The organism is Sinorhizobium sojae CCBAU 05684, assembly GCF_002288525.1.
Taxonomy (GTDB): Bacteria; Pseudomonadota; Alphaproteobacteria; order Rhizobiales; family Rhizobiaceae; genus Sinorhizobium; species Sinorhizobium sojae.
In genome coordinates this window covers 592,220-618,283 of record NZ_CP023068.1, presented here as the reverse complement: position 1 = coordinate 618,283, position 26,064 = coordinate 592,220, and the positions used below count along the sequence as shown (strand labels likewise).

At 63.3% G+C, this 26,064-nt stretch carries 19 protein-coding genes and 1 pseudogene; 10 read left to right on the top strand and 10 right to left on the bottom strand.

The window, feature by feature from the left end; translation table 11 throughout:
* Positions 1-32: 32 nt before the first annotated feature.
* The 3 genes from SJ05684_RS20490 to SJ05684_RS20480 all read left to right on the top strand — a co-directional run bounded on the left by SJ05684_RS20490 (position 33) and on the right by SJ05684_RS20480 (position 2,503).
* The gene (locus SJ05684_RS20490; protein WP_034855715.1) at positions 33-506 is read left to right on the top strand and encodes a c-type cytochrome; all 474 of its coding nucleotides are present in this window, start codon (positions 33-35) and stop codon (positions 504-506) included.
* Between the two features lie 47 nt (positions 507-553).
* Positions 554-1,246 carry an SCO family protein gene (locus tag SJ05684_RS20485; RefSeq protein ID WP_095694398.1) on the top strand — a complete coding sequence of 231 codons (693 nt, stop codon included), beginning with the start codon at positions 554-556 and terminating at the stop codon, positions 1,244-1,246.
* 198 nt (positions 1,247-1,444) lie between these two features.
* Complete coding sequence (locus tag SJ05684_RS20480; protein WP_034855713.1) at positions 1,445-2,503, top strand: adenylate/guanylate cyclase domain-containing protein; 1,059 nt, start codon at positions 1,445-1,447, stop codon at positions 2,501-2,503.
* Positions 2,504-2,514: 11 nt separating this feature from the next.
* Here SJ05684_RS20480 and SJ05684_RS20475 read toward each other — a convergent pair whose 3' ends face one another.
* From SJ05684_RS20475 to SJ05684_RS20445, 7 genes are all read right to left on the bottom strand, one after another.
* Positions 2,515-3,309, bottom strand: coding sequence for an arginine deiminase family protein (locus tag SJ05684_RS20475; RefSeq protein WP_034855712.1), 795 nt, complete (start codon positions 3,307-3,309; stop codon positions 2,515-2,517).
* Between the two features lie 210 nt (positions 3,310-3,519).
* Positions 3,520-3,948 carry an OsmC family protein gene (locus SJ05684_RS20470; protein ID WP_034855580.1) on the bottom strand — a complete coding sequence of 143 codons (429 nt, stop codon included), beginning with the start codon at positions 3,946-3,948 and terminating at the stop codon, positions 3,520-3,522.
* 95 nt (positions 3,949-4,043) lie between these two features.
* Positions 4,044-4,499 carry an RbsD/FucU family protein gene (locus tag SJ05684_RS20465; protein ID WP_034855578.1) on the bottom strand — a complete coding sequence of 152 codons (456 nt, stop codon included), beginning with the start codon at positions 4,497-4,499 and terminating at the stop codon, positions 4,044-4,046.
* A 221-nt stretch (positions 4,500-4,720) separates the two neighbouring features.
* Positions 4,721-7,105: an aldehyde dehydrogenase family protein gene (locus SJ05684_RS20460; protein ID WP_034855576.1), complete on the bottom strand. Its 2,385-nt coding sequence runs from the start codon at positions 7,103-7,105 to the stop codon at positions 4,721-4,723.
* A gap of 4 nt (positions 7,106-7,109) precedes the next feature.
* Positions 7,110-8,117, bottom strand: coding sequence for a deoxyribose-phosphate aldolase (deoC, locus tag SJ05684_RS20455; protein WP_034855574.1), 1,008 nt, complete (start codon positions 8,115-8,117; stop codon positions 7,110-7,112).
* 134 nt (positions 8,118-8,251) lie between these two features.
* The gene (locus SJ05684_RS20450; RefSeq protein ID WP_034855710.1) at positions 8,252-8,983 is read right to left on the bottom strand and encodes a DeoR family transcriptional regulator; all 732 of its coding nucleotides are present in this window, start codon (positions 8,981-8,983) and stop codon (positions 8,252-8,254) included.
* Between the two features lie 148 nt (positions 8,984-9,131).
* The gene (locus SJ05684_RS20445; protein ID WP_034855572.1) at positions 9,132-9,842 is read right to left on the bottom strand and encodes a GntR family transcriptional regulator; all 711 of its coding nucleotides are present in this window, start codon (positions 9,840-9,842) and stop codon (positions 9,132-9,134) included.
* 265 nt (positions 9,843-10,107) lie between these two features.
* Here SJ05684_RS20445 and SJ05684_RS20440 point away from each other — a divergent pair, with 265 nt between their 5' ends.
* The 7 genes from SJ05684_RS20440 to pbpC all read left to right on the top strand — a co-directional run bounded on the left by SJ05684_RS20440 (position 10,108) and on the right by pbpC (position 23,074).
* Entirely contained in the window at positions 10,108-11,196 is a 1,089-nt protein-coding gene (locus tag SJ05684_RS20440; protein ID WP_034855571.1) for an ABC transporter ATP-binding protein, read from the top strand.
* Between the two features lie 77 nt (positions 11,197-11,273).
* A complete protein-coding gene (locus SJ05684_RS20435) occupies positions 11,274-12,572 on the top strand; it encodes an ABC transporter substrate-binding protein (RefSeq protein ID WP_034855708.1) in 1,299 nt (432 codons plus the stop codon).
* Positions 12,573-12,785: 213 nt separating this feature from the next.
* Positions 12,786-13,694: an ABC transporter permease gene (locus tag SJ05684_RS20430; RefSeq protein WP_034855569.1), complete on the top strand. Its 909-nt coding sequence runs from the start codon at positions 12,786-12,788 to the stop codon at positions 13,692-13,694.
* Position 13,695: 1 nt separating this feature from the next.
* Positions 13,696-14,517, top strand: a complete 822-nt coding sequence (locus SJ05684_RS20425) for an ABC transporter permease (protein WP_034855566.1) — start codon at positions 13,696-13,698, stop codon at positions 14,515-14,517.
* A gap of 5 nt (positions 14,518-14,522) precedes the next feature.
* Entirely contained in the window at positions 14,523-15,260 is a 738-nt protein-coding gene (locus SJ05684_RS20420; RefSeq protein ID WP_034855564.1) for an aspartate/glutamate racemase family protein, read from the top strand.
* Positions 15,261-15,380: 120 nt separating this feature from the next.
* Entirely contained in the window at positions 15,381-20,834 is a 5,454-nt protein-coding gene (locus SJ05684_RS20415) for an alpha-2-macroglobulin family protein (RefSeq protein WP_034855562.1), read from the top strand.
* Between the two features lie 104 nt (positions 20,835-20,938).
* The gene (gene pbpC / locus SJ05684_RS20410) at positions 20,939-23,074 is read left to right on the top strand and encodes a penicillin-binding protein 1C (protein WP_034855560.1); all 2,136 of its coding nucleotides are present in this window, start codon (positions 20,939-20,941) and stop codon (positions 23,072-23,074) included.
* A 103-nt stretch (positions 23,075-23,177) separates the two neighbouring features.
* Here pbpC and SJ05684_RS30495 read toward each other — a convergent pair.
* The 3 genes and pseudogenes from SJ05684_RS30495 to SJ05684_RS20400 all read right to left on the bottom strand — a co-directional run.
* Positions 23,178-23,246 (bottom strand): annotated as a pseudogene (locus tag SJ05684_RS30495) (DUF982 domain-containing protein); the annotation flags it as partial.
* A gap of 38 nt (positions 23,247-23,284) precedes the next feature.
* Positions 23,285-24,628 carry a guanine deaminase gene (guaD, locus tag SJ05684_RS20405; protein WP_034855558.1) on the bottom strand — a complete coding sequence of 448 codons (1,344 nt, stop codon included), beginning with the start codon at positions 24,626-24,628 and terminating at the stop codon, positions 23,285-23,287.
* A complete protein-coding gene (locus tag SJ05684_RS20400; protein ID WP_095694331.1) occupies positions 24,625-25,863 on the bottom strand; it encodes a urate hydroxylase PuuD in 1,239 nt (412 codons plus the stop codon). The genes guaD and SJ05684_RS20400 overlap by 4 nt, the downstream gene beginning before the upstream one ends.
* Positions 25,864-26,064: the final 201 nt, after the last annotated feature.

Here is a 26,064-nt window from a genome sequence, read left to right as displayed (position 1 = left end):
GAAGCGGCCCGATGATGGAAGGCATGAGCGAAATGAGAAGGAATTCAGTTCTCATGTCGATGCTCGGGATTACCGTGGCGGGTTTCGGACTCGCATGGGCATGGCCTTGGCTTGCCGCCCAGATGGCGAGCGGCGAGGCCCCGGCCGAGACAATCGCGCTCGGCAAGACGCTCTATGGCAAGTACTGCGCCGCCTGCCATGGCGCGAACCTCGAAGGTCAGCCGGACTGGAAAAGTCCGCTGCCTTCGGGGCGCATGCCTGCGCCGCCGCACGATGCATCCGGCCACACCTGGCACCATCCGGACGGAGTGCTCTTCCGCATTACCAAGGACGGCCCGGCGGCTGTCGTTGGCGGGGGCTACCGAAGCGACATGCCAGGCTTCGGGAGTGTGATGAGTGACGACGAAATCCGGGCCGTGCTGGCTTTCATCAAGAGCGTCTGGCCGGAGCAGGAACGGCAATATCAGGCGGAGATGAGCCGCCGGGAGCAAAAGGCGGCGCAGTAGATGTGCCGCCTGCGCGCCAGATCCCTCCTCACGTGGAAAGCATGGTCATGAAATCAAGAACCCTGGTCACTACACTGTGGCTGCTGCTGGCCTCCGCGTCGGTCACACTGGGGCATCATCCGGGGGTAGATCTCGACGAGATGATGGGCAGCGCGGAGAAGTTCTTCCAGGTCATCGACGAGCCGGTCGCGCCGCCGTTCGAACTGGCCGATGCGGAGGGCAAGGTGGTGCGCCTTTCCGATTTTTCCGGCAAGATCGTGGTGCTCTACTTCTTCTTCGCGAGTTGCACGGATCTGTGTCCGATTCATTCCGAGGTGATCGCCGACATTCAGCGCAAAATCAACATTGGACCGATGAAGGACATGGTGCAGTTCTTGGCGATCACCACCGATCCCTCTAAGGACACGCCCGAAGTGCTCAAGACCTATGGTGCCCTGCACGGATTGGACGCGAGCAATTGGATGTTTCTGACGACAGCACCGGGCCAATCGGAGGACACGACCAGGAAGCTCTCGGAGGCTTACAAGGTCCGTTTCGAGGCGCTCGAAGACGACCAGCAGATGCACGGGGCCGTCACGCACGTCATCGACCGCGGCGGACCCTTTGCGGCGAAAATCCATGGTCTGAGGTTCGATCCCATGAACATGGTTCTCTACATCAACGGCCTTAGCAATAACGTGCAGAAGTCCAGACGCGAGCAGCCCGGTTGGTGGGAGCGGTTGAAGACCATTCTCGAGTGATCCTCCAACTGTGGCCATGATGTCGGCTTAACGAACCCTGCGATCGTCGGCACTGGGTCGACTCCGGCTGCACCTCAAGTGGTGGCTTTGAAGGTAAGGTACCAAGCATTAGATTTTCACCACTGGATCGCCAGAGCCGAACGCTCCGCCTCCTCGCGCGGATGACAGGGCTGCGCCCGTCACGGTATGATCGCCGCCATGGATCTGCCCGCACCTCTCGCCTGGCTGTTGGACGAGGCCAGCGCCTCGCCCGACCCTGACCGGTTCCTGGCCGAGCTCGGCGGACGGCTAATGGCTGGCGGGCTTCCTTTGGCCGGCGGTGCGCTGACGCTGGCAGTGCCTCATCCGATCATCGCCCGCCGCACCTGGCTATGGCGAGCGGAGACCGGGGCCGTCATCGAGGCCCTCGGCTTTGCCGGTGGTTCACCGAATGAGGACGGGCGGAACTGGCTGGCCGGCCTTGGCCCGGTAGAGGAGGACGCGATCGGGCGGGGACCGGACAGACCGGTTCTGGGTTGGGCTGGGACACGGCCATTCAAACCTGCCGAGACCGGTCAGCTGCGTCAGGCAGCGCGCTTTGCCGCAGCACCCTTGGCCGCCTTGGCCGAGCGTGCGGCACTGACGGCGCTGCTGGAGGCCTATCTCGGAAAACGCAGTGCCGCCCGGGTGCAGGCCGGTGCGCTAAACCGCGGCACGGGAGAGATGATTCGGGCCGCGCTGCTTTATGCCGACATGCGCAACTTCACCGCCCTATCCGAGGCGAGGGAGCCGGCCGCCGTGATCGCCGACCTCGACGCCTGGTTCGACCGGGTCGCCGGAGCGATACATGCCTTTGGCGGCGAGGTATTGAAGTTCATCGGCGATGGCGTTCTGGCAATCTTCCCGGTCACCCGTATGCCGGCCGAGGCCTGTGAAGCGGCATTACGTGCGGTCGTCGCCGCCCGCGCCGGCATGGCCCATCTCGATGCCCGGCGGCGGGCACAGGGCCTGCCGCCGCTCCCCTACGGCACGGCGCTGCATCTCGGCGAAATCCTGTGGGGGAATATCGGCGCCGTGGACCGGCTGGATTTCACCGCCATCGGCCCCGCGGTCAACCTTGTCAGCCGGTTGGAGGGGCTATGCCGGCCGCTCGGCCGGTCGGTGCTGATCTCGGGTGCGCTCGCCGCCGAAATCGCCACACCGCTCCTGCCGCTCGGCGAACATGCGCTTCGCGGCATATCAACCCCTTGCGCCGTCTTCACCCTGCCGGATGCATGAACGGCTCGCACTCACATCTTGTCGCTGAACCACCGCAACGACATGCACGAGAGCCCGGCATCGATCTTGCCGATTTCCGTGGTCTTCAACGGCACGACCTTGTAACCCGCCTTGTCGAGCATCTCCATCGTGCGCGGAAAATCCGAGCCGACCATGACGACGTCGTTGACGCGGAGCGCATTGGCCGCCGGCTCCTCGCCCTCCGGAATGATCATCTGCCGGAATGCCTTGAATATGCCCGAACGCGCGAGGCGGTTTGTCGCAAGGATCGTCTCCTCGTCGAGGAGCGAGCAATCGGTCTTGAAATGAAGCACACCCTCAGGTGTGGCGACGATCTCGCTCTTGCGGCCAAGCTTTTCAATGTTGGCCTGAAGCGCCTCGGCACCGGCCCTGTCGGTGCGGGCGGAAAGGCCGATCATGACCCCTTGCGCCGTCGTCAGCACGTCGCCGCCGTCGGCAAAACCGGCCGGTAGCTCGAGAACCACATCGAACAGATCGCGCAGCGTCGGCGCGATTTCTTCGACCTCCTTCACGCGCGTCGGAGCGCCCGGACGGAGGAGGATTGCGCCTTCCGTGAAGACAAGCGCCGGATCTTCGACGAAGATGGAGTCCGGGAAGGACGCGAGCGGCGGCAGGACCGTGACATTCGCGTCGGCACCGCGCATCGCCTCGACATAGGCGTCGTGCTCCGCCTTGACGCCCTCGTAAGTGGGACTGCCGCGATCCTCAGCGCGCAGTCCGTCGACGACGCTGGGAGAAGGCTCACGGACAATAACGGAATTGAACTCGAAGACGGCAGCCGGGATCGCCAAATCTGTTCCCCCCAATGGATCATTTCCCAAACAGACTCGCGTGGCTTCGCCCACGCTTCGTCTGCGTTTTGGTCGCTGGCTTTTACTGGAAAGCCGTGGAGCCTGCTTGCAGCACTGCGCGTCTTGTCAGGCGCGCAGCGCTGTAACTCCTTGAATCTGCGCATCGAGCTTTCCGAAATCGGATACGATTTTCGGGCCGATGCGCTAGCCCGAAACCCTGCTCACGAACTCGGGATTGCCCCGCAAGCTGTTACTGATCGTGCAGATTTCGTTTTCCGCCGCCACGGCGATGGCGTGACGAACCACATCGTCGAATTCGCCCTTGATGGTGAATTCTATATCGAAGCGCGAAATTCGAGAGGGCTCGTCGTGGGCCTTCTCGCCGGTGACCCTGGCGGAGACCTCGTCCAGCCTGTCCAGGACGCCGAAGCGACTTGCCGCATGGCGAGCGCTCAGGACAAGGCAACTCGCAAGCGAAGCATAGAGAAGGTCGAGCGGGTCGAAGCCTGGCTGCGAAGGGCTGATGACGACGTCGAGCACGCCGCCCGAAATGGAGGCCACATTCGGGAAGCCCGTTCGCCCCACCACGGCGGTGGCGCCCGTTTGCCGGGTCTTCAGTTTCAACTCCATCATGATCGGCTCCCATCCTCAAGACGAAGACAGTATTCCAGCAAAGACGCGGTTCCACCAGCGCCGTTCTGTACATGTATCTTCAGCCGATTGCGTTTTCAGTCCGACTTCGGAGGAATGACCCCCTTCGTGAGAAGGAAGCAGCCGTAGAAACGGGTTTCGCCCGTCGTAATGACGCAATAAGCCTTCTTGGCAGCTTCATAGAAAGCGAAACGCTCGATGCCGTACATGGGCGCCGGCTTGCCCTCGGCACGGTCAATCTCTGCCTGCACCTCGCGCTGGACTGGAGGAATCTCGTCGGGCGCTCCCATCACCTCCATCCGACCTGCCGAAGGCTGCAACGGCGTGTCGAGCGGGAGAACCGAAAGGACAGCCCGCATCGCCCGGGCGGCCGAGACATTGTCGATGCGCAGCAATTTGCCGAGCGTCGTCTGGCGGGCAATAGCGTCCGACGGGAAGTTGGTGTCGGAGATCACCAGCGTGTCGGCATGCCCCATCGATCGCAAGGCATGCAGCACATCCGCGTTGAGAGCCGGGTCGATATTCTTGAGCATTCCTATACTCCTCCCAATGCGCCTCCGGTGGAAGTCAACGGCGGCTTTGCGGCATCACGCCGCTTCTACAGCGCCGCGCCTTTTATCAGACGCGCAAAGGTCGCTGTAGGACTTTGAATCGCTGCATGTTTGTCCCTAAATCGAGGTCGTTAAGGAGACATGCAGTGGCGTCAGTCGTCAACAGTCCGTTCGGCTTTCTCCACTGCCTGCAAGCCTGAGCGCTACTCGCCGTAGGGAATCCAGATATTCTTCACGTCAACCGCTCGGCGCAGGAAGGCCTGCCCCTCAGCGGCGGATCGATCCATCCAGTCGGTCGCCTTGCCATAGTCGACGAAGGTGCGCTTGAGATTGCCGGTCGAGAGCTTCTCTACGAGCGTCGAGAGCTCCGACGAACCGAAGGCCCAGAGCGCGTCGACATCGTTATGCGCAGCGAGCGTCTTCGCAAGCTCTATCGCCGAGCCGGTAAGGATGTTGACGACGCCGGCCGGCACGTCGGAGGTTTCGAGGATCGAGTAGAAATCGGTCGCGGCAAGCGGATGCGGTTCGCTCGGAACGGCGATAACACGATTGCCGACGGCGATCAGCGGCGCAACCAGGCTGATGAAGGCCAGCAGCGGCGCCTCGGGCGGGCAGATGACACCGACGACGCCCTGCGGCTCCGGCATGGCAAGCGCCACACCACGCAAGGGCGGCTGATGCACGGTACCCTCATATTTGTCCGCCCAGGCACCATAGCTGAAGAGGCGCGCGATCGAGGCTTCGACCTCGGCCTTGGCGCTAGCGGCGGAAGCGCCCGTCATTGCGGCGATGCGGTCGGCAAATTCCATTGCCCGGGCGCTCAGGTTCTCGGCGACGTAATAGAGGATCTGTGCCCGGTTATGCGCGGTCGCTGAAGACCATCCGGATGCGCCGCGCGCCGCGGCGACGGCGTTGCGGATATCCTTGCGATTGGACTCGCCGACCTCGCCGATCACCCTGCCCTTGGGCGACAATATCGGGCGCGAATAGTTTCCGTCCGGCCGCGCCTGCTTGCCGCCGATGAAAAGCTTGGCTGTACGGTCGAGCGCCGGCACGGCGAATTCGCCGGCGACCGATTTCAGAGCCGGTTGAACCGGCTCCGGTCGCAGCTTGCGGCCGAGCCAGGCTTTCGGCTTCAGATATTCGTAGCATCCTTCCTTGCCGCCCTCGCGGCCGAAGCCGGATTCGCGTTTACCGCCAAAGCCGCTCGACGCGTCGAAGAGATTCGTGGCGTTGACCCAGACCACGCCGGCCGCGAGCTTGGCGGCCACATACAGGGCAAGCCCGATGGTTTCGCTCCAGACGCTGGCGGCAAGGCCATAGCGGGAATGGTTGGCGAGCTGGATCGCCTCCTCCGGCGTGCGGAAGGTCATGGACACGGCCACCGGCCCGAAGATCTCCTCCGTGGCCACGACGGAGGTCGGCTGGACTTCCGTCAGCAGCGTCGGGAGGTAGAAACTGCCGCCCTTAGGCAGTTCGATTTTCGGCTGGTACATGGACGCTCCCTCGGAAACACCCTTTGCAACCAGGCTTTCGATCCGCTGCAACTGCACGGGCGCAACGATCGCCGCCATGTCGATCGCCTTGTCGAGCGGATGGCCGACGCGCAGCGTCGCCATCCGCCGCTTCAAGCGCTCATGGAAGAGCGGCGCCACGCCTTCCTGCACGAGCAGGCGGGAGCCGGCGCAGCAGACCTGGCCTTGATTGAACCAGATCGCGTCCACCACGCCTTCGACGGCCGCGTCGATGTCGGCGTCGTCGAAGACGATGAAGGGCGACTTACCCCCGAGCTCCAATGTCAGCGACTTGCCGCTCCCTCCGGTCTTTTCTCTTATGAGCCGGCCGACCTCTGTCGAACCGGTAAAGGCGATCTTGTCGATGTCCTCGTGTTCGACGATCAGCGCGCCCGTCTCGCCCTCGCCCGCTACGACGTTCAAAACGCCCGGCGGCAGGCCGGCCGCACTCGCCAGATCGGCAAAGAGCAGCGCCGTCAGCGGTGTGAATTCCGCCGGCTTCAGGATCACCGTGTTGCCGAGCGCCAGTGCTGGCGCGACCTTCCAGGCCAGCATCAGGAACGGGAAGTTCCAGGGGATCACCTGTCCGACGACGCCGACGGGAACGTGATCGGCGAATTCGGTTTCCTGCAGCTGCGCCCAGCCGGCATGGTGATAGAAGTGCCGAGCGGCAAGCGGAATGTCGATATCGCGCGTCTCGCGGATCGGCTTGCCATTGTCGAGCGCCTCGACGACCGCAATCAGGCGCGCATGGCGCTGGATCATCCGGGCAAGCGCGTAAAGATGCCGCGCACGGGCATGACCGGGCAGTTTCGCCCAAGGCCCTTGGGCCTTGCGGGCGGCGGCGACCGCGCCGTTCACATCCTCTGATCCTCCGAGCGCCACCTTCGCGAGGAGCGCACCGGTCGCCGGCTCGAAGCTGTCGAAGGTCTTGCCCGAGGCTGAGGCGACGAATGCGCCATTGATGAAGTGACCGAAACTGCCGTTGTGCCGCGCCAGCCATTGGCGCGCCTCCGTGTCGGCTTCGGGTGCGGGACCGTAGGACATTTCGTCAAAAAACCTGGCGACGCTCATCGCTTTATCCGATCGGGTGTCTGTGGAGGGCCGAATAGGCGCCGCTGACATGATGTTCGAGCTGACGCTCGATGTCGGCCAGCAGGCTCGATGCTCCGATGCGGAAGAGATCGGGCTCGAGCCATTCCCGTCCGAGCTCCTCCTTCATCAGGAACTGGTAGTTCAGCACGTCCTTCGCCGCCGAGATGCCGCCGGCCGGCTTATAGCCGACCTTCAGGCCGGTCCGTTCCTGATAGGCGCGGATCATCCTGAGCATGACGAGGGTGACGAGCAGGGTAGCGTTGATACTTTCCTTGCCGGTCGAAGTCTTGATGAAGTCGGCGCCGGCCATCATGCAGACCAGCGAGGCGCGCGCGACATTGCGGAGCGTCTTGAGATCGCCGGTCGCCAGGATCGCCTTTACATGGGCATCGTCGCAGGCGGCACGGAAATCGCGCATCTCGTCATAAAGCGCCTGCCAGTTGCCTGTCAGCACATGCTCGCGGGTGATGACGATGTCGATCTCCCGCGCACCGTCCGCGACCGAGGCCTCGATCTCCCGAAGCTTGACGTCGTGCGGCACGAGCCCCGCCGGAAAGCCGGTCGAGACGGCGGCGACCGGAATGCCGGAGCCTTCGAGCGCTTCCACCGCCGTCGAGACGAAGCGATGATAGACGCAGACTGCACCCGTGGTGATGTCTCGATCGCCCACGCCGAGCGCATCGAGGAGGTCCAGACGTACGGGCTGACGGGCCTTGGCGCAGAGGCGCTTGACGCGCTCCGGCGTATCGTCGCCGTTGAGCGTAGTGAGGTCGATGCAGGTTACCGCCTTCAACAGCCACGCGGCCTGCGCGTCCTTCTTCACCGTGCGCCGGCCCGGCAGCGTCGCCACGCGCCGCTCCGCCGCCGAAAGATTGACACGCTGGTCGAGCACCCAGCCAAGATCAAGGTCGATCCCGTCATTGCGCGGCCAATTGTGGCCTGCGCCCACGGGAGGGGCGACAACGGCGCCCCTCGCTGCAAGCTCTTCCAAGCGACTTCTCCTGATCCGTCTTTCGTCGGCAGCCGCTCACGGCCCCAACATTGTTGTATTTCTATCTTTTGTTAGAATTCCACCAATTCCGGACCGAGTCAAGATGACCCGACGGGCCTGCCGGCCAGCATACATCAGTTCGCTGCAAGCGAGGATTCGCCATCCTCCGTGATCACCGACCGGAAGGCCCCCATCGGCGCAAAGAAGGCCGGCTTCAACTTGCCGATTTTGCTCTTGTCGACCACGAGGTAGTTTTCGCGGGTGAGCGAAATGACCTTCTGCTTGACCGGAACCTCATGAAAATGCACGCAGCTCGCGCCCCTTACCATATCGACGCCGGCGGCCGAGAGGAACGCAACGTTGATGCCGAGCTGATCCAGCGTCTCCAGTCCGGCGCCGCCGGAAAAGGAAGCCGAGGACGGATGATAGACCCCGCCCAGCATGACCATGCGGACATTCGGCTTTCGCGTCAGCCGGTCCGCCGTGTTCATGGAGTAACACACGGCCGTTAGTGGATAATTCTCCGGTATCAGCTCGACCAGATATTCAAGCGTGGTGCCGCAATCGATGAAGATCGACTCATCTGGGCGGATATGTCTTGCGGCGTGGGCGCAGGCGTCCCGTTTGGCCGCGGCGTGGCTGTCGGCCGCGCGCGCAAGCTCGTAGGGCGCATCGCCCTCGATATCGGCGGCCGAAACAATGTGGCCGCCGAGATAGCCGAAAAGCCCCGGATTGTCGCCGATATCGCGGCGGACGGTCATCTCCGATACGCCGAGAAGCGCGGCCGCCTCCTTCAGATGCAGCACCCGCCGAGCAGTCAGGGCATCCGCCAAGGTGGCAATCCGCGTCGTCTTGCGATTGGTCATCATTCCTTCGCCGCGCAACTAGCGCCAGATTCCCTATTCAGATAGGTGCCGTCAGATCCTTGTTAGAAATATCACAAATCGCGCTCCAGCGGCAAGAGCGTCGGCGCTGTCGATTGGAACGGCTGATGCCGGCGCATTGCGGTGCCCGTCATAGGCGCAACGCAGCCCGCAAATCGGCCCCCTTTTCTGCCGACCTGAGGTCGAGATCGGCCTCGATGTGGTCGATGTGCTCGACCATCAGTGCGCAGGCCGCATCGACGTCCTTTCTCTCCAGCGCGTCGATGATCTGCTGATGCTCGTTGTGGCCGCAGCTCGAAGCCACTGTGCGTCCATAGAGCGCGATGACGAGGGAGGATCGGGCGACGAGCTCGTCCATGAACCTCTTTAGGATGGCGTTGCCGCTCATTTCGGCGATCGCCAGGTGAACATCGCCGGAGGCCTTGATCTCTGCGCGACGGGCGGAGGTACCGCGCTCGTTTCGCAGCCTTTCCTCCTCCGCCAAATGCTGCCGCAAGTGCCTGATCTCGGCCTTGCCGATCCGCCGCGCCGCCTCGCGCAGGATCACAGGCTCGAGCAGCCGGCGTGTCGCGAAGATCTGTTGCGCCTCGGCGATCGTGGGTTGAGCAACAAATGCGCCGCGGTTCTTCTCGACATTGACCAGCCCCTCGTAGGAAAGCGCCTGAAGGGCGGCGCGAACGAGGGTGCGGCTGACATTGAAGAGGCTGCCGACGTCCGTCTCAGACAGCTTCGTTCCCGGCGCCAACCGACGCTCGACGATCGCCTCGCGGATCGCATCGCGAATATGCCGAGCGTCAACATCAATGGCGGTTTCCGCCGGAGACAAATTGGGTTGAGTCATAGGATTGCGAATCCGACCGATACAATTGCGAGCCTTCGACCGTAGCGCGTGGCACCATGGAAGTTAATCCACAATCTGCACGCAATCCGCATTTATAATTGTATACAATATAGGCGCCTCCTGGAGACAAACGCCTATTAAATGTGCAACCAATGTCACCTTTGCCAGGGATCGAGCAGAGACGGGAGGAACTTGCCTGAGAAATCAGGCTTCTAGGAAACTGGCACGCTTGATGCTTCTCCTCTGCTGCAAGGAAAGGGGCCCCATGTCCAAGGCAGCAGAAATCGATATTGCTTCCGTTTCGAAGGTCTACGGCACGACGACGGCCGTTAACGAGATCAGCCTGAAGATTCCGGCCGGCAGCTATTGCTGCTTCCTCGGCCCATCCGGCTGCGGAAAGACCTCGACGCTGCGCATGATCGCCGGGCATGAACGCATCACCTCGGGCGATGTCCGCCTTGGCAAGGTCGTCGTCACGGATTTCCCGCCGGCGAGGCGCGGCACGGCCATGATGTTCCAGTCCTACGCGCTGTTTCCGCATCTCGACCTCGTCGACAATGTCGCCTTCAGCCTGAAGATGAAGGGCGTCGCAAAAGACGCGCGCCGCACCAAGGCGCTCGAGATGCTGAAGCTGATGCAGATGGAGGCCTATGCGCGGCGCCGCCCAGCGCAGCTTTCAGGTGGACAACAACAGCGTGTGGCGCTTGCCCGAGCACTCATCACCAATCCGGAAGCGCTGTTGCTCGACGAACCGCTCTCCGCCCTCGATCCGTTCCTGAAGATCCGCATGCGCGCGGAACTGAAAAAGCTGCAGAAGACCCTCGGGATCACCTTCGTGCATGTGACGCACAGCCAGGAAGAGGCGATGGCGCTCGCCGACCTGATCGTCATCATGAACAACGGGCGCATCGAGCAGGCGGCTGCTCCGCGCACGGTGTTCGAAAAGCCCGCTACCGCCTTCGTCGCCCGCTTCATGGGCGACCACAACGTGCTCTCCGGCCTCGTGACATCAATCGATGACGGCATCGTCACGCTGACAGTTCCGGACGGCCGGAGCTTCACTGTCCGCGCCATCGCCCAAGAGGTCGGAAAGCCGATCGATATCGGCATTCGCACCGACCGCGTGCGCCTCGAGCCGGCGTCGAACAGGTCACTCGGCTTCGAGGCCGTCGTCTCGAATGTCGAGTATCGCGGCGCTTCCGTAAAGATCACCGTCATCGGCGCCGGCAGCGACGACTTCACCGTCCTCGTCTCCGATGCCGATTATTTCAGGAAGCCCGTGTCGACAGGCGATGCGGTTTCCTTGAGCTGGGCCATGGAGGACGTGATCCCCCTCGGCCGCGTGTCAGCCTGATACGGGGATAAGAAGCAGCGAAATACGCCAGGTCCCGCTCCATCCGATCCATGCACCACCAAAAGGGGAACGAAAGCATGACGACTGAAACGAAGACTGCCACGCCCGCAAAGGGCATTTCGCGCCGCTCGCTGTTGAAGACCGGGGCCGCCGCCGTCGGCGCGATCGCCGGCTCGGGCGCGATTACCGGCTTCCCGACGATCTGGGCGCAGAACCCGATCACGCTCCGGCAGTTCGGTACCGGCGTTTCCAACATCAATGCGATCGCCGAAAAGTGCAAGGAAGACCTCGGCATTACGCTCGAGATGACGGCCACCGATTCCGACGCCGCCGCGCAGCGCGCCGTCACCCAGCCGGACTCCTACGACATCGCCGACATCGAATACTGGATTGCCAAGAAGGTCTTTCCGGCAGGCGTCATGCAGCCGATGGATGTTTCGAAGATCAAGTATTACGACAAGATCGTACCGCTCTTCATCGACGGCAAGCTGACGCCGGACAGCGTGATCGCGCAGGGTACCGCACCGCACACGGTCGGCTTTGTCGAGGCGCAGGATTCCAAGGCCTTTGCCAAGGAGGCGACGCAGTGGATGACACTGATCCCGACCATCTACAATGCCGATACGCTCGGTATCCGCCCGGACCTCGTCGGCCGCGAGATCACCACTTGGGCCGACATCATGGATCCGGCCTTCAAGGGCAAGACGGCGATCCTCAACATCCCGTCCATCGGCATCATGGACGCCGCGATGATCATGGAGGCGATGGGCAACATCAAATATGCCGACAAGGGCAACATGACGAAGGCGGAGATCGACCAGACGATCGACTTCCTCATCAAAGCCAAGCAGGACGGCCAGTTCCGCGCCTTCTGGAAGTCTTTCGACGAGAGTGTCAACCTCATGGCCTCCGGCGAGGTCGTCATCCAGTCCATGTGGTCGCCGGCCGTCGCAGCCGTGCGTTCGAAGGGCATCGCCTGCAAATACCAGCCCCTCAAAGAGGGCTACCGCGCCTGGGGCGGCGGCCTCGGCCTTGCCGCCCACCTCCAGGGCGCTCAGCTCGACGCGGCTTATGAATATATCAACTGGTATCTCTCGGGCTGGGTCGGCGCCTATCTCAACCGCCAAGGCTACTACTCAGCAGCCATGGAAACGGCCAAGGCCCACATGTCCGAGGACGAATGGGGCTTCTGGGTCGAGGGCAAGCCCGCCAAGGGCGATATCCTCTCGCCCGAGGGCAAGATCATGGAAAAGGCCGGCTCCGTTCGCGATGGCGGCTCCTTCGAGGAGCGCATGGGCAAGGTCGCCTGCTGGAACTCGGTGATGGACGAAGACCGCTACATGGTCCGCCGCTGGAACGAGTTCATCGCGGCGTAACAACGCCCTCAGCATGGGGTTCTGCCCTTCACCCTAGCCCCCTCTCCGCTCGCGGGGAGAGGGGACGAGAGCGCCGCTCCCACACTTTCCTTCCTGAGGCGGACAGGGACGAGGAGGCCGCGGCGAGCCCCTTCTCCCCGCAGGCGGGGAGAAGGTCCCGGCAGGGGGATGAGGGGCAATCTCCAATGCCGCAAAAATCCGAGAGGACAGATAATGACGGTAGTCGCAAGCCCAGCAGAGATCGAGACCGGCAATACCCGCCGCTTTCTCGCCGCGCCTCGCTGGCTCATCGCCTATCTCCAGGCCACGCCCCTCCTGCTGATCCTCGGATTCTTCTTCGTCCTGCCGATCCTGATGATCATCGTCGTCAGCTTCTGGGATTACGACTTCGCGGGCCTCTATCCCGATTTCCTGGCGATGAACTACACCGACACGCTCGGCTCCTGGGTCACCTGGAAGACCTATCTTAACACGATGAAATTCACAGCCCTCACCTGGGCTCTGACGCTCGTGATCGGCTTCTGGGTCGCCTATTTCCTCGCCTTTCACATCCGCACGACGACGATGCAGATGGCGCTCTTTCTCGTCTGCACCGTGCCATTTCTCACCTCCAACATCATCCGTATGATCTCATGGATCCCGGTTCTTGGCCGGAACGGTCTGGTGAACTCCACGCTGATCGAGCTCGGCATCGTTCCCGAACCTGTCGATTGGCTGCTCTATTCCGACTTCGCCGTCGTTCTTGCCATGGTGCACTTGAACACGCTCTTCATGGTGACGCCGATCTTCAACACGCTGATGCGCATCGACCGATCGCTGATCGAGGCGGCGCGTGACTGCGGCGCATCCGGCTGGCAGGTTCTCTGGAACGTCGTCTTGCCGCTCGCCAAGCCCGGCATGGCAATCGGCTCGATTTTCGTCGTGACTCTGGTGATGGCCGATTTCTCGACGGTCCAGGTGATGTCCGGCGGCCAGAGCGCCTCCGTCGCGCTGATGATGAAGAACCAGATGTCGCTGCTGCAGTATCCGGCCGCCGCCGCGAACGCGGTCGTCCTCCTGATCGTGGTGCTGCTGATGGTCGCCGCGATCCTCAGGGTCGTCGATATCCGCAGGGAGCTCTAAGATGAACCGCGACGCCCGCACCAAGGAATTCTACATCCTCGCAGCCTTTTTCGCGCTGTTCGTCCTGTTCCTCTATGGTCCGCTGTCGGCCATCGTCATCCTCTCCTTCCAGGGACCGGATGGCGGTCTGACCTTTCCGCTGAACGGCGTTTCGCTGCATTGGTTTTACAATCTTTTCGAGACGCAGGCGGTCGGTGACTTCGGCGCCTCGTTCCGTCGTTCCTTCACGCTCGGACTCATGGTCACGGTCACGAATGTGGTCGTCGCATTGCTAGCGGGCCTCGCCTTCCGAAACCGTTTCCGCGGCTCCACCGCTCTCTTCTACCTGACGGTCGCAAGCCTCGTGGTGCCCTCGATCATCATCTCACTCGGCATCGGCGTCGTCTTCCAGCAGTTCGGGCTCAGACCCGCCTGGTATTCGTCCGGCTTCGGTGCACACCTGACCTGGACGCTGCCCTTCGGTGTGCTGATCATGTTGGCCGTCTTCAACCGCTTCTCGCCGGCCTATGAGGAGGCCGCGCGCGATCTCGGTGCCACGCCCTGGCAGACCTTCCGCCATGTGGTGCTGCCGATGATCGCGCCGAGCCTGATCGGCGTCGGCCTCTTCGGCTTCACCCTCTCCTATGACGAATTCGCCCGCACCCTGATGACGTCCGGCACCTACAATACGCTGCCGCTCGAAATCTACGCCATGACCACCAATGTGACGACGCCGGTGCTCTATGCGCTAGGCACGGTCACGACCCTCTTCTCCTTCACCGTTATCCTCCTCACGGTCGCCGTCATTCTTTTGCTGCGGCGCCGGCAGGCGAAGCTAAGCTGACACCCATGCGCATCCTGATCGTCAATCCGAACACCACCGTCTCAATGACCGAAAAGGCCGCAGCTGCCGCACGGGCTGTCGCCGGGCACGGCACGGAAATTATCGCCGCCACGTCGAAGAGCGGACCGGCCTCGATCGAGGGGCACTATGACGGAGCGATCGCCGTGCCCGGCCTGCTCACGGAAATCCGCGACGGCCAAGCCGCAGGGGCGCAGGCTGCCATCATTGCCTGCTTCGACGATACGGGACTCGACGCCGCGCGCGCGCTTGCCGACATTCCGGTGCTCGGCCTCTGCGAATCCGCGGTGGTGACTGCGGCGCTCCTCGCCCAGCGCTTCACCGTCGTCACGACGCTCGAGCGCTCCCGCGTCCTGATCGAAAACCTCATCCGGCATTACGGCATGGGCGGGCGGGCGAAGGTTCGCGCTGCCGATATCCCGGTGCTGCAACTCGAGAACGAAGCCTCCGGCGCGATCCACAAGCTCAAGCGCCAGATCGAGCGCGCGCTCGGGGAAGACGGCGCCGAGGCGATCGTGCTCGGCTGCGCCGGCATGGCCGACCTCGCCCGATCCCTTCAGCGGGAGTATGACGTGCCGGTCATTGACGGCGTGGCGGCGGCGGTCAAACAGGCGGAGGCGCTGGTCGCGCAAGGGCTTAAGACCAGCAAGCGCAGCTCTTATGCCGCACCGCTTCCCAAACTCTATATCGGCGCCATGAGCGGTTTCGCACCGACCGCCTCCTGAACCTTCGCCCAGGGGTTCCTATGGTTGCAACAGACCAACCGCTTAATGCTCGGTTGACAAGGCTTGGGGAAGATTGGAAGAGTGATGCTCACTCGAAGCGGGCAGCCCTGGGAGGACATCATGTCTGTGCGCGCGTTTCTCGGCCTTTCCACTCTTCTTCTTACGCTCGTCTCGTCCGGAACGACCGCAGCGGCGGCCGAAACCGAACGCAAGGTCGAAATTGCCAACGATGCCGACTATTTCGGCTTCGACCTGCGCACTGAGCAGAACGTTTCTCTCGAAGAATGCCAGACCGCCTGCATCACTGATCGCTCCTGCCGCGCCTTCACCTACAATCCCAAGGTGAAGTGGTGCTTCCTCAAGTCCGACTTCAATCAGCTGAACACTTTCCCGGGTGCGATCGCCGGCAGGATCGTCGAGACCGCGAGCGGGGAACGCGATATCGGCGCTCCGCCGCGCCTTTCCTTCGTCTCGGACGACCTGCTGCAGCAGGCGCGCGACGTCAAAGCCGGGCTCGCCTTGACCGACGATCAGCTCGGTTTCGGCGTCAACGGCTTGGTCGAAACGGCGCGCGGCGAGTTGACAGCCGGCAACTTCGTGAACGCAGTCAAGGCCTTTCGCGGTGCCCTGGCGATCAGCCCCGACGATGCTCAGCTGTGGCTCGAAACGGCCCGCGCCGCGAACCGCTTCACCAGCGGCACGGACATGGCAAGCGAGGCGGCACACGCCGCGCTCAATGGCTATCAGCTGACGCGTACGACCGAAAGCCGTGCGGATGCACTCGCCGTTCTCGCCCAGGCGCTCGAGAACCTGCAGAACTATCGCTCCGCGCTCAGCGCCTACAAGGCGAGCCTCGAGCTCGTGCAGGCGAAGACCGTCGAGACCGCCTATCTTGACCTCAAGGCAAGGCAGGGTTTCCGCGTCACCGGCCACACGATCGATGCGGATAGCGCCAGCCCGCGCACCTGCGTTCAGTTCTCCGAACAGCTGTTGAAAAACGGTCCGGATTACGCCTCCTTCGTAACGCTCAACGGCACGGCTCCGAAGGCAGTCGAGGCCAAGGGCAGCGAAATCTGCATCGAGGGTCTCGCGCACGGGCAGCTTTACAAGCTGGCGTTCCGTCCCGGCCTCCCCTCCTCCGTCGACGAAATCATCGAAACGCCGGTGAGCCTCGATATCTATGTCAAGGACCGGGCGCCGATGGTGCGTTTCACCGGCGACAGCTTCGTGCTGCCGTCGACGGCACGACGCGGCATTCCGATCGTGTCGGTGAATACGGAAAGCGCCAACCTCAAGCTCTACCGCATCGGCGACCGCGGCATCGCGTCACTGCTTGCCAGCTCTCAATTCCTGTCCCAGCTCGACGGCTACAGCGCCGAGCGCATCGAGGCCGACAACGGCGAACTCGTCTGGCACGGCAGCATCGACATCGAGACCGAACTCAACAAGGAAGTGGTCACGAGCTTCCCGGTCGACGAGGCGCTGCCCAAACGCAAGCCGGGCGTCTATGTGCTCACCGCAGTCTCCACCACGGCCCTCACCCAGGAATGGGATGCCCGCGCCACGCAATGGCTCATCGTCTCCGATATCGGCATTTCCACCTTTGCCGGCACCGACGGGCTCTCGGTCTTCGTGCGTTCGCTGGCCAGCGCCAAGCCGCTCGCCGGCGTCGAGCTGCAGCTCATCGCCAAGAACAACGAGGTGCTCGGAACCGCCAGCACCGATGCGGACGGGCGCGCAACTTTCGACGCCGGCCTGATCCGCGGCACCGCCAGCATGACGCCGGCCGTCATCACAGCCCGGAACGGTGACGGCGACTATGTCTTCCTGGACATGACCCGTGCCGGCTTCGATCTTTCGGACCGCGGCGTTACAGGCAGGCCGGCACCGGGCGCAATCGACATATTCGCCTGGACCGAACGGGGCATCTACCGCGCCGGCGAGACGGTGCATGCCGCAGCGCTTGCGCGCGACGTCGATGCCCTGGCGGTCGAGAACCTGCCGCTCACCTTCGTCTTCCTGCGGCCCGATGGAGCCGAGGACCGACGGCTGGTCAGCAATGGCGGCAAGCTCGGAGGACACACGCTCGACCTGCCGCTCACGGAAAACGCCATGCGCGGCACCTGGACCATGCAGATATTCACTGATCCCAAGGGCTCGGCGATCGGCGAGAAGCAGTTCCTTGTCGACGATTTCGTGCCGGACCGAACTGAATTCGACCTGACGAGCGACGTCAAGGAGATCGAACTCGGAACACCCATAGAGGTCGCCGTCGACGGCCGTTTCCTTTATGGCGCGCCGGCTGCGGGCCTCACGCTCGAGGGCGAGGTATCGGTCAAGCCGACGCGGGAAAGCGAGGCCTTCAAGGGATATTTCTTCGGCTTCGCCGATGAAGAGGCGAGCGAGGAAGCGCGTGCGCCGCTCGAGGGTCTTGAACCGCTCGACGCAGACGGCAAAGCCGTCTTCGACGTCGATCTCGCCGACGTGCCCTCGACGACCCAGTTGCTGAATGCCAAGGTCACCCTGCGCATGCGCGAGGCAGGCGGGCGCGCGGTCGAGCGCTCGCTGACGCTGCCGGTGAAGCCGGAGGGCCCGATGGTCGGCATCAAGCCGGAATTTGCCGGTGACCTCGCCGAAAATTCGGTCGCCAAATTCCATGTGATCGCGGTCGGCGAGCATGGCGCCAAGGTCGCAATGCCAGGACTGCTCTGGAAGCTGATCAGCGTCGAGCGCAATTACCAATGGTATCGCGACGGCACCGCCTGGAAATACGAGCCGGTCATCTCGACGAAGCAGGTGGCCAACGGCACGGTCGACGTGACGGGGAACGGCGGCGACATCTCCGTACCGGTCGGCTGGGGCCGCTACCGGCTCGAGATCGAGACGACGGCCGTCGATGGGCCCGCCTCGAGCGTCGAGTTCGACGCCGGCTGGTATGTCGAGGCCACCTCGACGGAGACCCCGGACGGGCTCGAGATCGCTCTCGACAAGGAGAATTATGCGATCGGCGAGACCGCAAGGCTCAAGGTCTCGCCACGTTTTTCCGGCGAACTGCTGGTAACGGTCGGCACGGAAAAGCTGATCGCGACAAAGACCGTGACGATTGCCGAAGCGGGTGGCGAAGTGGAATTACCGGTCACCGCCGAATGGGGTGCGGGCGCCTATGTTACCGCCACCCTCTATCGCCCGGGCGATGCTCAGGAAAGCCGGATGCCGATGCGCGCCATCGGCATCAAGTGGCTCGCCGTCGATCCGGCCGACCGCAAGCTCGCCGTCAGCCTGGACACGCCGGAGAAGGCGGTGCCGCGCCGGCCACTCCATATCGGCCTGAAGGTCGAAGGCGCCGGTGCGGAGGAAGACGCCTATGTCACGGTCGCCGCCGTCGACGTCGGCGTCCTCAATCTCACCCACTACGAGGCGCCCGATCCCGACGGATGGTATTTCGGCCAGAGACGGCTCGGTCTCGAAATCCGGGATTACTACGGCCGTCTTATCGACGGATCGCTTGGCGCGGCAGGACGCCTGCGCACCGGCGGCGACGGCGGACAAATGGCGCTGCAGGGGAGTCCGCCGACCGAAAAACTTGTCGCCGTCTTCTCCGGCGCGGTGAAACTCGATGCGGATGGAAGGGCAAATGTCAGCTTCGACATTCCGCAGTTCAACGGCACGGCGCGTGTCATGGCGGTCGCCTGGACGAAGAACGGCGTCGGTCACGCGGCAAAGGACGTGGTGATCCGCGATCCGGTGGTCGTGACCGCGAGCCTGCCGAAATTTCTCGCTCCCGGAGACCGGGCGGAACTCAGGCTCGATATTGCCAATACCGATGGACCGGCCGGCGACTATCGGTTGCAGGTGGCGACAAACGGCCCCGTCACCGTCGAACAGATGGCAGCCGATACTCTTCGGCTGGATGCCGGCGGCAAATCCACCATCACCTTGCCAGTCGAGGGTCAATATCCTGGCGACGGCCTAGTCACGGTGGCACTGACGGACGCTGCGGGCCAATCGCTCGAGCAGGTCGTGAATGTCCCGGTTCGCCCGGCCGCCTTGCCCGTCACCCAGCGGCAGGTGGTCTCGATCGCCGCCGGCAGCAGCTTGACCATAGACGATCAGCTGCTCGCAGACAGCGTTCTGCAGGGTGCCTCCGTCAGCCTCAATGTGACGCGCTCGGCCGCTTTCGACATTCCTGCGCTCCTGATGACGCTCGACCGCTACCCTTATGGCTGCGCGGAGCAGACGACAAGCCGCGCTCTGCCGCTCCTCTATTTGAGCGAGCTTTCGAAGCAGTCCGGCCTCGCCGAGGATGAAGACGTGGACAAGCGCGTGCAGGAATCAATCTACCGCGTGCTGTCCTATCAATCCTCCTCGGGAAGCTTCGGCCTCTGGGGTCCCGGATACGGCGACCTCTGGCTCGACGCCTATGTCACCGACTTCCTGACCCGCGCGCGCGAGCAGAAATACGAAGTTCCTGAGCAGGCGATGGTTCAGGCGCTGAAAAATCTGCAGAACGCACTCAGCTACGAGACCAATGTCCGGGACCGCGGAAACGAGATCGCCTATTCTCTCTATGTGCTTGCACGCAACCGCAAGGCGGCGATCAGCGACCTGCGTTATTACGCCGATACGATGCTGAACGACTTCCCGACGCCGCTCGCCAAGGCCCATATTGCCGCCGCCCTTGCGCTCTATGGCGATGCCCAGCGCTCGCAGGACATCTTCGCGGCCGCCGTCAACATGTCGACGGGGCTCGTCAATGTCAGCCTCGCCCGCTCGGACTACGGTTCCTCATTGCGCGACGATGCTGCGGTGCTCGCGCTTGCGGCGGAGAGCCGGCCGGTGCCGCCGATCATTCCCGAGCTTTCCAGGATCGTCGCAAAAGAATGGCAGGAGGCGAAATATACCAGCACGCAGGAGCAGACCTGGATGCTGCTCGCCGCACGCGCCATTGAGGGCGGCGACGAGGACATGCAGTTGGAGGTGAACGGCGCCGAACGCTCCGGCAGTTATGCCGCGCGCATCAGCGGCGATGCACTGATGACCCATCCGGTCGTGATCCGGAACAATGGTTCCCAGGCCGTATCGGCGGTGGTAACCACGCTCGCGGCGCCAGCCCAACCGCTTTCCGCCGGCGGCGACGGATTTTCGATCGAACGCACCTATTACACGCTCGACGGGGTGGAGACGAATGTCAGCCAGGCGCGGCAGAACGAGCGCTATGTCGCGGTGCTCAAGGTCACGGAGAGCAATGCGTGGCCATCGCGCGTGCTGATCACGGACCTCCTGCCCGCCGGCTTCGAGATCGACAATCCCAACCTGGTCGACAGCGCGCAGCTTTCGAGCTTCGAGTGGATCGGCGAGGTGGAGACTGCCCACACCGAGTTCCGCACCGACCGCTTCGTCGCGGCCTTCGATCGCTCGGCCGGCGACAATCGGGAGATCACGCTCGCCTATGTCGTCCGCGCCGTGACGCCCGGAAGCTATGATCATCCGGCCGCAAGCGTCGAGGACATGTACCGGCCGCAATTCTCGGCACGCACGGCGACAGGTCGCATGGAGGTGCTGGCAGGCCAGTAGAACGCGCCATGTCCATTCTGTGGAAGCGCTTTGTCGGCTTGGTGAGGAAGTCGCGCGGGCGATGGCGCGCGAAGACCCGGCCCTCTGCCTCTCCTGTGGGGGAGATGCCGGGCAGGGCAGAGGGGGGTATGGCCGGTCTCGACAATGCCCGTCGCGTCCGACGTTCTCGAACGGTTGCGCTGCTCATCCTGACTGTCGGCATTACCACCGCGTTTGCGGCCATTGCCCTCGAATGGGCGGACAAGGCCTTTCCGCCACCTCTCCCAAAGCCGCAAGTTTACTCGAAGGAGGTCCTCGACAAGGACGGTCATCTGCTGCGTGCCTTCGCCACCGAGGAAGGCCTGTGGCGGCTGAAGACGACGGTCGAGGATGTCGACCCGCGTTTCATCGCGATGCTGATTGCCTATGAGGACCGGCGTTTTCGGGAGCATCGCGGTGTAGACCTCCTGGCGCTCGGGCGGGCGGCGCTGCAATTCGTCACGAGCGGCCGGATCGTCTCCGGGGCCTCGACGCTTTCGATGCAGGTGGCGCGGCTGATCGAACCGCGCGAACGCCGCTCGCTGGCGGCGAAGCTCAAGCAGGTCGCCCGTGCCATCCAGATCGAGCGGCGGCTCAACAAGGATGAGATTCTCGACCTTTATCTCACCCATGCTCCCTATGGCGGCAATCTCGAAGGCGTGCGCGCCGCGAGCCTCGCCTGGTTCGGCAAAGAGCCGCGCCGACTGTCGGTCGCCGAAGCCGCGCTTCTTGTCGCCCTGCCCCAGCTTCCGGAAAAGCGCCGACCGGACCGCGACCTTGCGGCTGCTGAGGCGGCTCGCCAGCGGGTGTTGACCCGCATGGCGGTTGTCAAGGTCCTTGGCGAGGGCGAGGCGGATCGGGCTGCAATGGCACCCGTTCCCACCCGCCGCCTGCAGCTTCCGGCCTTTGCGGCGCATCTTGCCGAAGCGGCGCTCCGAAAGGAGCCGAAGGCGCTCCGGCATCAGACGACGCTTCGCCGCGAATTTCAGCGCGGCCTGGAAAGTGTCGCGCGGGAAGGCGCAGCGAAGCTGGGTCCGAAGGTCTCGGTCGCGATGATGATGGCAGATATCCGAACCGGCCAAATCCTCGGCGAGGTCGGTTCGGCCGACTATTTCGATGCCAGCCGTTCCGGCTGGATCGACATGACGCGGATTACGCGCTCGCCCGGGTCGACGTTGAAGCCCTTCATCTATGGGCTCGCCTTCGAGGAGGGACTGGTCGCCCAGGAAACAATCATCGAAGACCGGCCGGCGGACTTCTTCGGCTACCGGCCGCGCAATTTCGACATGAGTTACCAGGGCGACGTCAGCATCCGCCAGGCGCTGCAGCTCTCCCTCAACGTGCCGGCGATCCGATTGCTTGACGCGGTCGGGGCCGCGCGGCTGATGGTGCGGTTCCGGCGCGCGGACGTGCGCCTCGCCTTGCCGCCACACGAAGCGCCGGGACTCGCGATCGGCCTTGGCGGCGCCGGTATCACGCTGCGCGATCTCGTCCAGCTCTACGCGGGGCTTGCCAATCGCGGCTGGCCGGTGCGCCTCGGCAACGGCATCGAGGACAAGGCAGGCCCGCTTGACGGCGAGCCGCTGCTGTCCAACGTTGCCGCCTGGCATGTGGCCGACATTCTCTCCGGCGTGCTGCCGCCGGCCGGCAGCCGACAGCGCGGAATCGCCTACAAGACAGGCACCAGCTATGGCTACCGTGATGCCTGGTCCGTCGGCTTCGACGGCCGATATGTGCTCGGTGTCTGGGTCGGCCGGCCCGACAATGGTGCCGTGCCCGGACTGACCGGTTATGGTGCGGCGGCGCCGATCCTGTTCGAGGCCTTCGCCAAGGCCGGCATCTCCATCACCCCCTTGCCGGATGCGCCCGCCGGGGCCGTGCGCATCTCTCAGGCGGAACTGCCGGTCGGCCAGCGCCGTTTCTCGACAACCGCGAGCGGGCTGCCGCAGACATCGATCCGGGAACCTGCGCCGCAGATCGTCTTCCCGCCGGAGGGCGCACGGGTGGAGCTCGGCGCCAAGGCGGGCGAAAGGATCATGCCCCTCATCCTGAAGCTGCAGGGCGGCCGCGCTCCCTTCCGCTGGCTCGCGAATGGCCGACCGCTGCCGGAAGTGACCCGCCGGAGAGTGAGCCAGTGGATTCCGGATGGCGGCGGCTATTCGACGCTGACCGTGATCGACGCGCTGGGGCGCGCGGCCGCCGTTCGCGTATTCATCGAGTAGGCGAGCAGCTATCATCGGCCGGTGTACGATGCCGCACGCCGGATGGATGGTGGATTTTGTCTCGGTGCCTTGCAGCTTCCGCGTCGCGCCGCCCTGACCAGCGCGGCACTCCCAGGCAGGCAGCGATGAAAGCTTTTCGGGCCACTGCCGCGGGCGTCATGCGGTTGAGCGCCCATCCTTGGCTCGCTCCGAGCCAAGGATCATGCAACGCTACATCGCCTCGAGTTCCCTCTCCTGCCCCACCGCGACCCGTCCCGTCGCTCGCTTCATCGGCTTGCCCGCGACATAGACTTCGGCGACGCAGCGGTCGTCGCCCATCGTCTGCAGAACGAAGAGCTCTTCGGCAAGTGAGGACGCGACCTGCATCCTGAGCTCCATTGCGGATTTGGCACGGCTGTCGAGCACGACGATGTCCGCGTCCGCTCCGACATGCAGCGAACCGATCCGATGTTCCAGCTCAAGCGCCTGCGCATTACCGAGCGTCATCCTATAAAAGGAATTGAGCGGCGAAAGCCGCTGGCCCTGCAGATGCAAAATTTTGTAGGCCTGATCCATGGTCTCCAGCATGGAAAAGCTGGTACCCGCCCCGACATCCGTTGCCACCGAAAAGCGGGCGCCGAGCCGGTCGAAACGGTCGCGGTCAAAGAGGCCGCTGCCGAGGAAGAGGTTGGAGGTCGGGCAGAAGACACCGATGGCGCCGGTCTCGGCCAGCAATGAAACCTCACGGTCGCTCAGATAGATGCAATGGCCGAGCAGTGTCTTGCGGCCGAGGAGGTCATAGCGGGCATAGATGTCGGTATAGTCGCGCGCCGCCGGGTAGAGCGAGGTAGCGAAGGCGATCTCATCCCTGTTTTCGGAAAGATGCGTCTGGACGTAGCACTCCGGGTGCTCGGCGGCGAGCACCCGGGCTATCTCCATCTGTTGTGGGGTCGAAGTGATCGCGAATCGCGGGCTGATTGCATACTGCGCGCGGCCGCGGCCGTGCCACTTGCCGATGAGCCGTTTCGTTTCGTCATAGCCCGTTTGCGGCGTGTCGCGCAGCGCGTCGGGCGCATTGCGATCCATCATGACCTTGCCGCCGATCATCAGCATGTTGCGCTCTTCCGCCGCGGTGAAGAAGGCATCGACGCTTTCCGGATGGACCGAACAATAGGCAACGGCGGTCGTGGTACCGTTGGAGATCAGTTCATCCATGAACCGGCCGGCGATGAAGGCCGCATGTTCCCCTTCCCTGAATTTCTGCTCCTCGACGAAGATATAGGTGTTCAGCCATTCCAGGAGCTGGGCGCCATAGGAGGCGATCGCCTGGGTCTGGGGAAAGTGAAGATGGGTATCGATGAGCCCTGGCAGGACGAGGTGCGGACGATGGTCGACGACCTGCACGCGCCCCCCGGCCTCGGCAGCCACATCCCGATGGTGACCGACAGCCGAAATCCTGCCGCTGATGACGAGAACCGCGCCGTCCTCGTAGAACTGATAGGACTCGCTGTCATCGACGCCCTGGGGCTCCCGGACGAAGGTCAGCACTCGGCCGCGGATCAAGAGGTCGTTCATTGGATTTTACCTTCCTTCACGGCCGTCTCGTACCAGGAGGAGAGCAATTGCCGTTCTTCATCGGTGACGCCGGTGACATTGGCGGGCGGCATGGCCTGCGACCGCCCCGCCTGCAGATAGATCTCGCGCGCATGGGCGATGATGTCACCGTCCGTCTCCAGGACGACGCCCTTTGGCGCCACGATCAGCCCCTCCCAGCCGGGCTCGCGCGCATGGCACATGGCACATCGGCCGAGCACCGTGTCGCGTACTTTGGAAAAGTCCGCCGCCGCCACGACCGCCTGTTCATTGGTCGAGGCCCTCGCCTCCCCGCTCTCCGAGAGAGCCTTGGGAACCGTCGATAGCCACATGATGACGATGAACAGGAGGGCCGTGACGAGCCATGTCCAGGTCGGGCTTCCCTGGCGGGCGTGGCGGGTGTTGAACCAGTGACGTATGGTGACGCCCATCAGGAAGACCAGCGAGGCGATGATCCAGTTGTATTCGGTGCCGAAGGCCAGCGGATAATGGTTCGACAGCATCAGGAACAGGACCGGCAGTGTCAGATAGTTGTTGTGCGTCGAGCGCTGCTTGGCCTGTTTGCCGAGTGCGGGGTCCGGCGCACGGCCCGCGATCAGATCGGCAATCACCTTCTTCTGGTTCGGAATGATGATGAAGAACACGTTGGCCGACATGATCGTGGCCGTGAAGGCACCGAGATGCAGGTAAGCAGCGCGGCCGGTGAAGAGCTGGGTGTAGCCCCAGGCGACGGCGACGAGCACGAAATAGAGCAGCACCATCAGCCGCGTATTGTCCCTGCCGAGCGGCGAGCGACAGATCGCGTCATAGGCAAGCCAGCCGAGGCCAAGCGAAGCGAGCGAAATGGCGATCGCGACCGGCTTCGAGACGTCGAGCACGCTCGGGTCGATCAGATAGAGGTCGGCGCCGGCATAATAGACGAGGGCCAGCATGCCGAAGCCGGACAGCCAGGTGACGTAGGACTCCCATTTGAACCAGGTGAGGTGCTCCGGCATGTCTTCCGGCGCCACCAGATATTTCTGGATGTGATAGAACCCGCCGCCATGTACCTGCCACTCCTCGCCGAAGGCGCCGGCCGGCAAGCCCGATCGCTGCCTCAGGCCCAGATCGAGAGCCACGAAATAGAAGGATGAGCCGATCCAGGCGATGCCGGTGATGACATGCAGCCATCTCACGGCAAATGTCAGCCAGTCCCAGGCAATGGCATATTCGTACATACGGGGTCTCCCATTCTCCAAAGCGCGTCGCGTTCGCACGAATTCACGTGACGCGCTTTGGATCTTTGTTTTTGTGCGTGTCGTTGCCCCAAAACCGCTGTCCACTTTGGGCGACATGCATTAGGCCGCATTATGTGTCATTGCTTGAGGCGGCGAGAACGCCCAAGGGATCACCAACTCTTTCAAAAAAAACTATAAAAT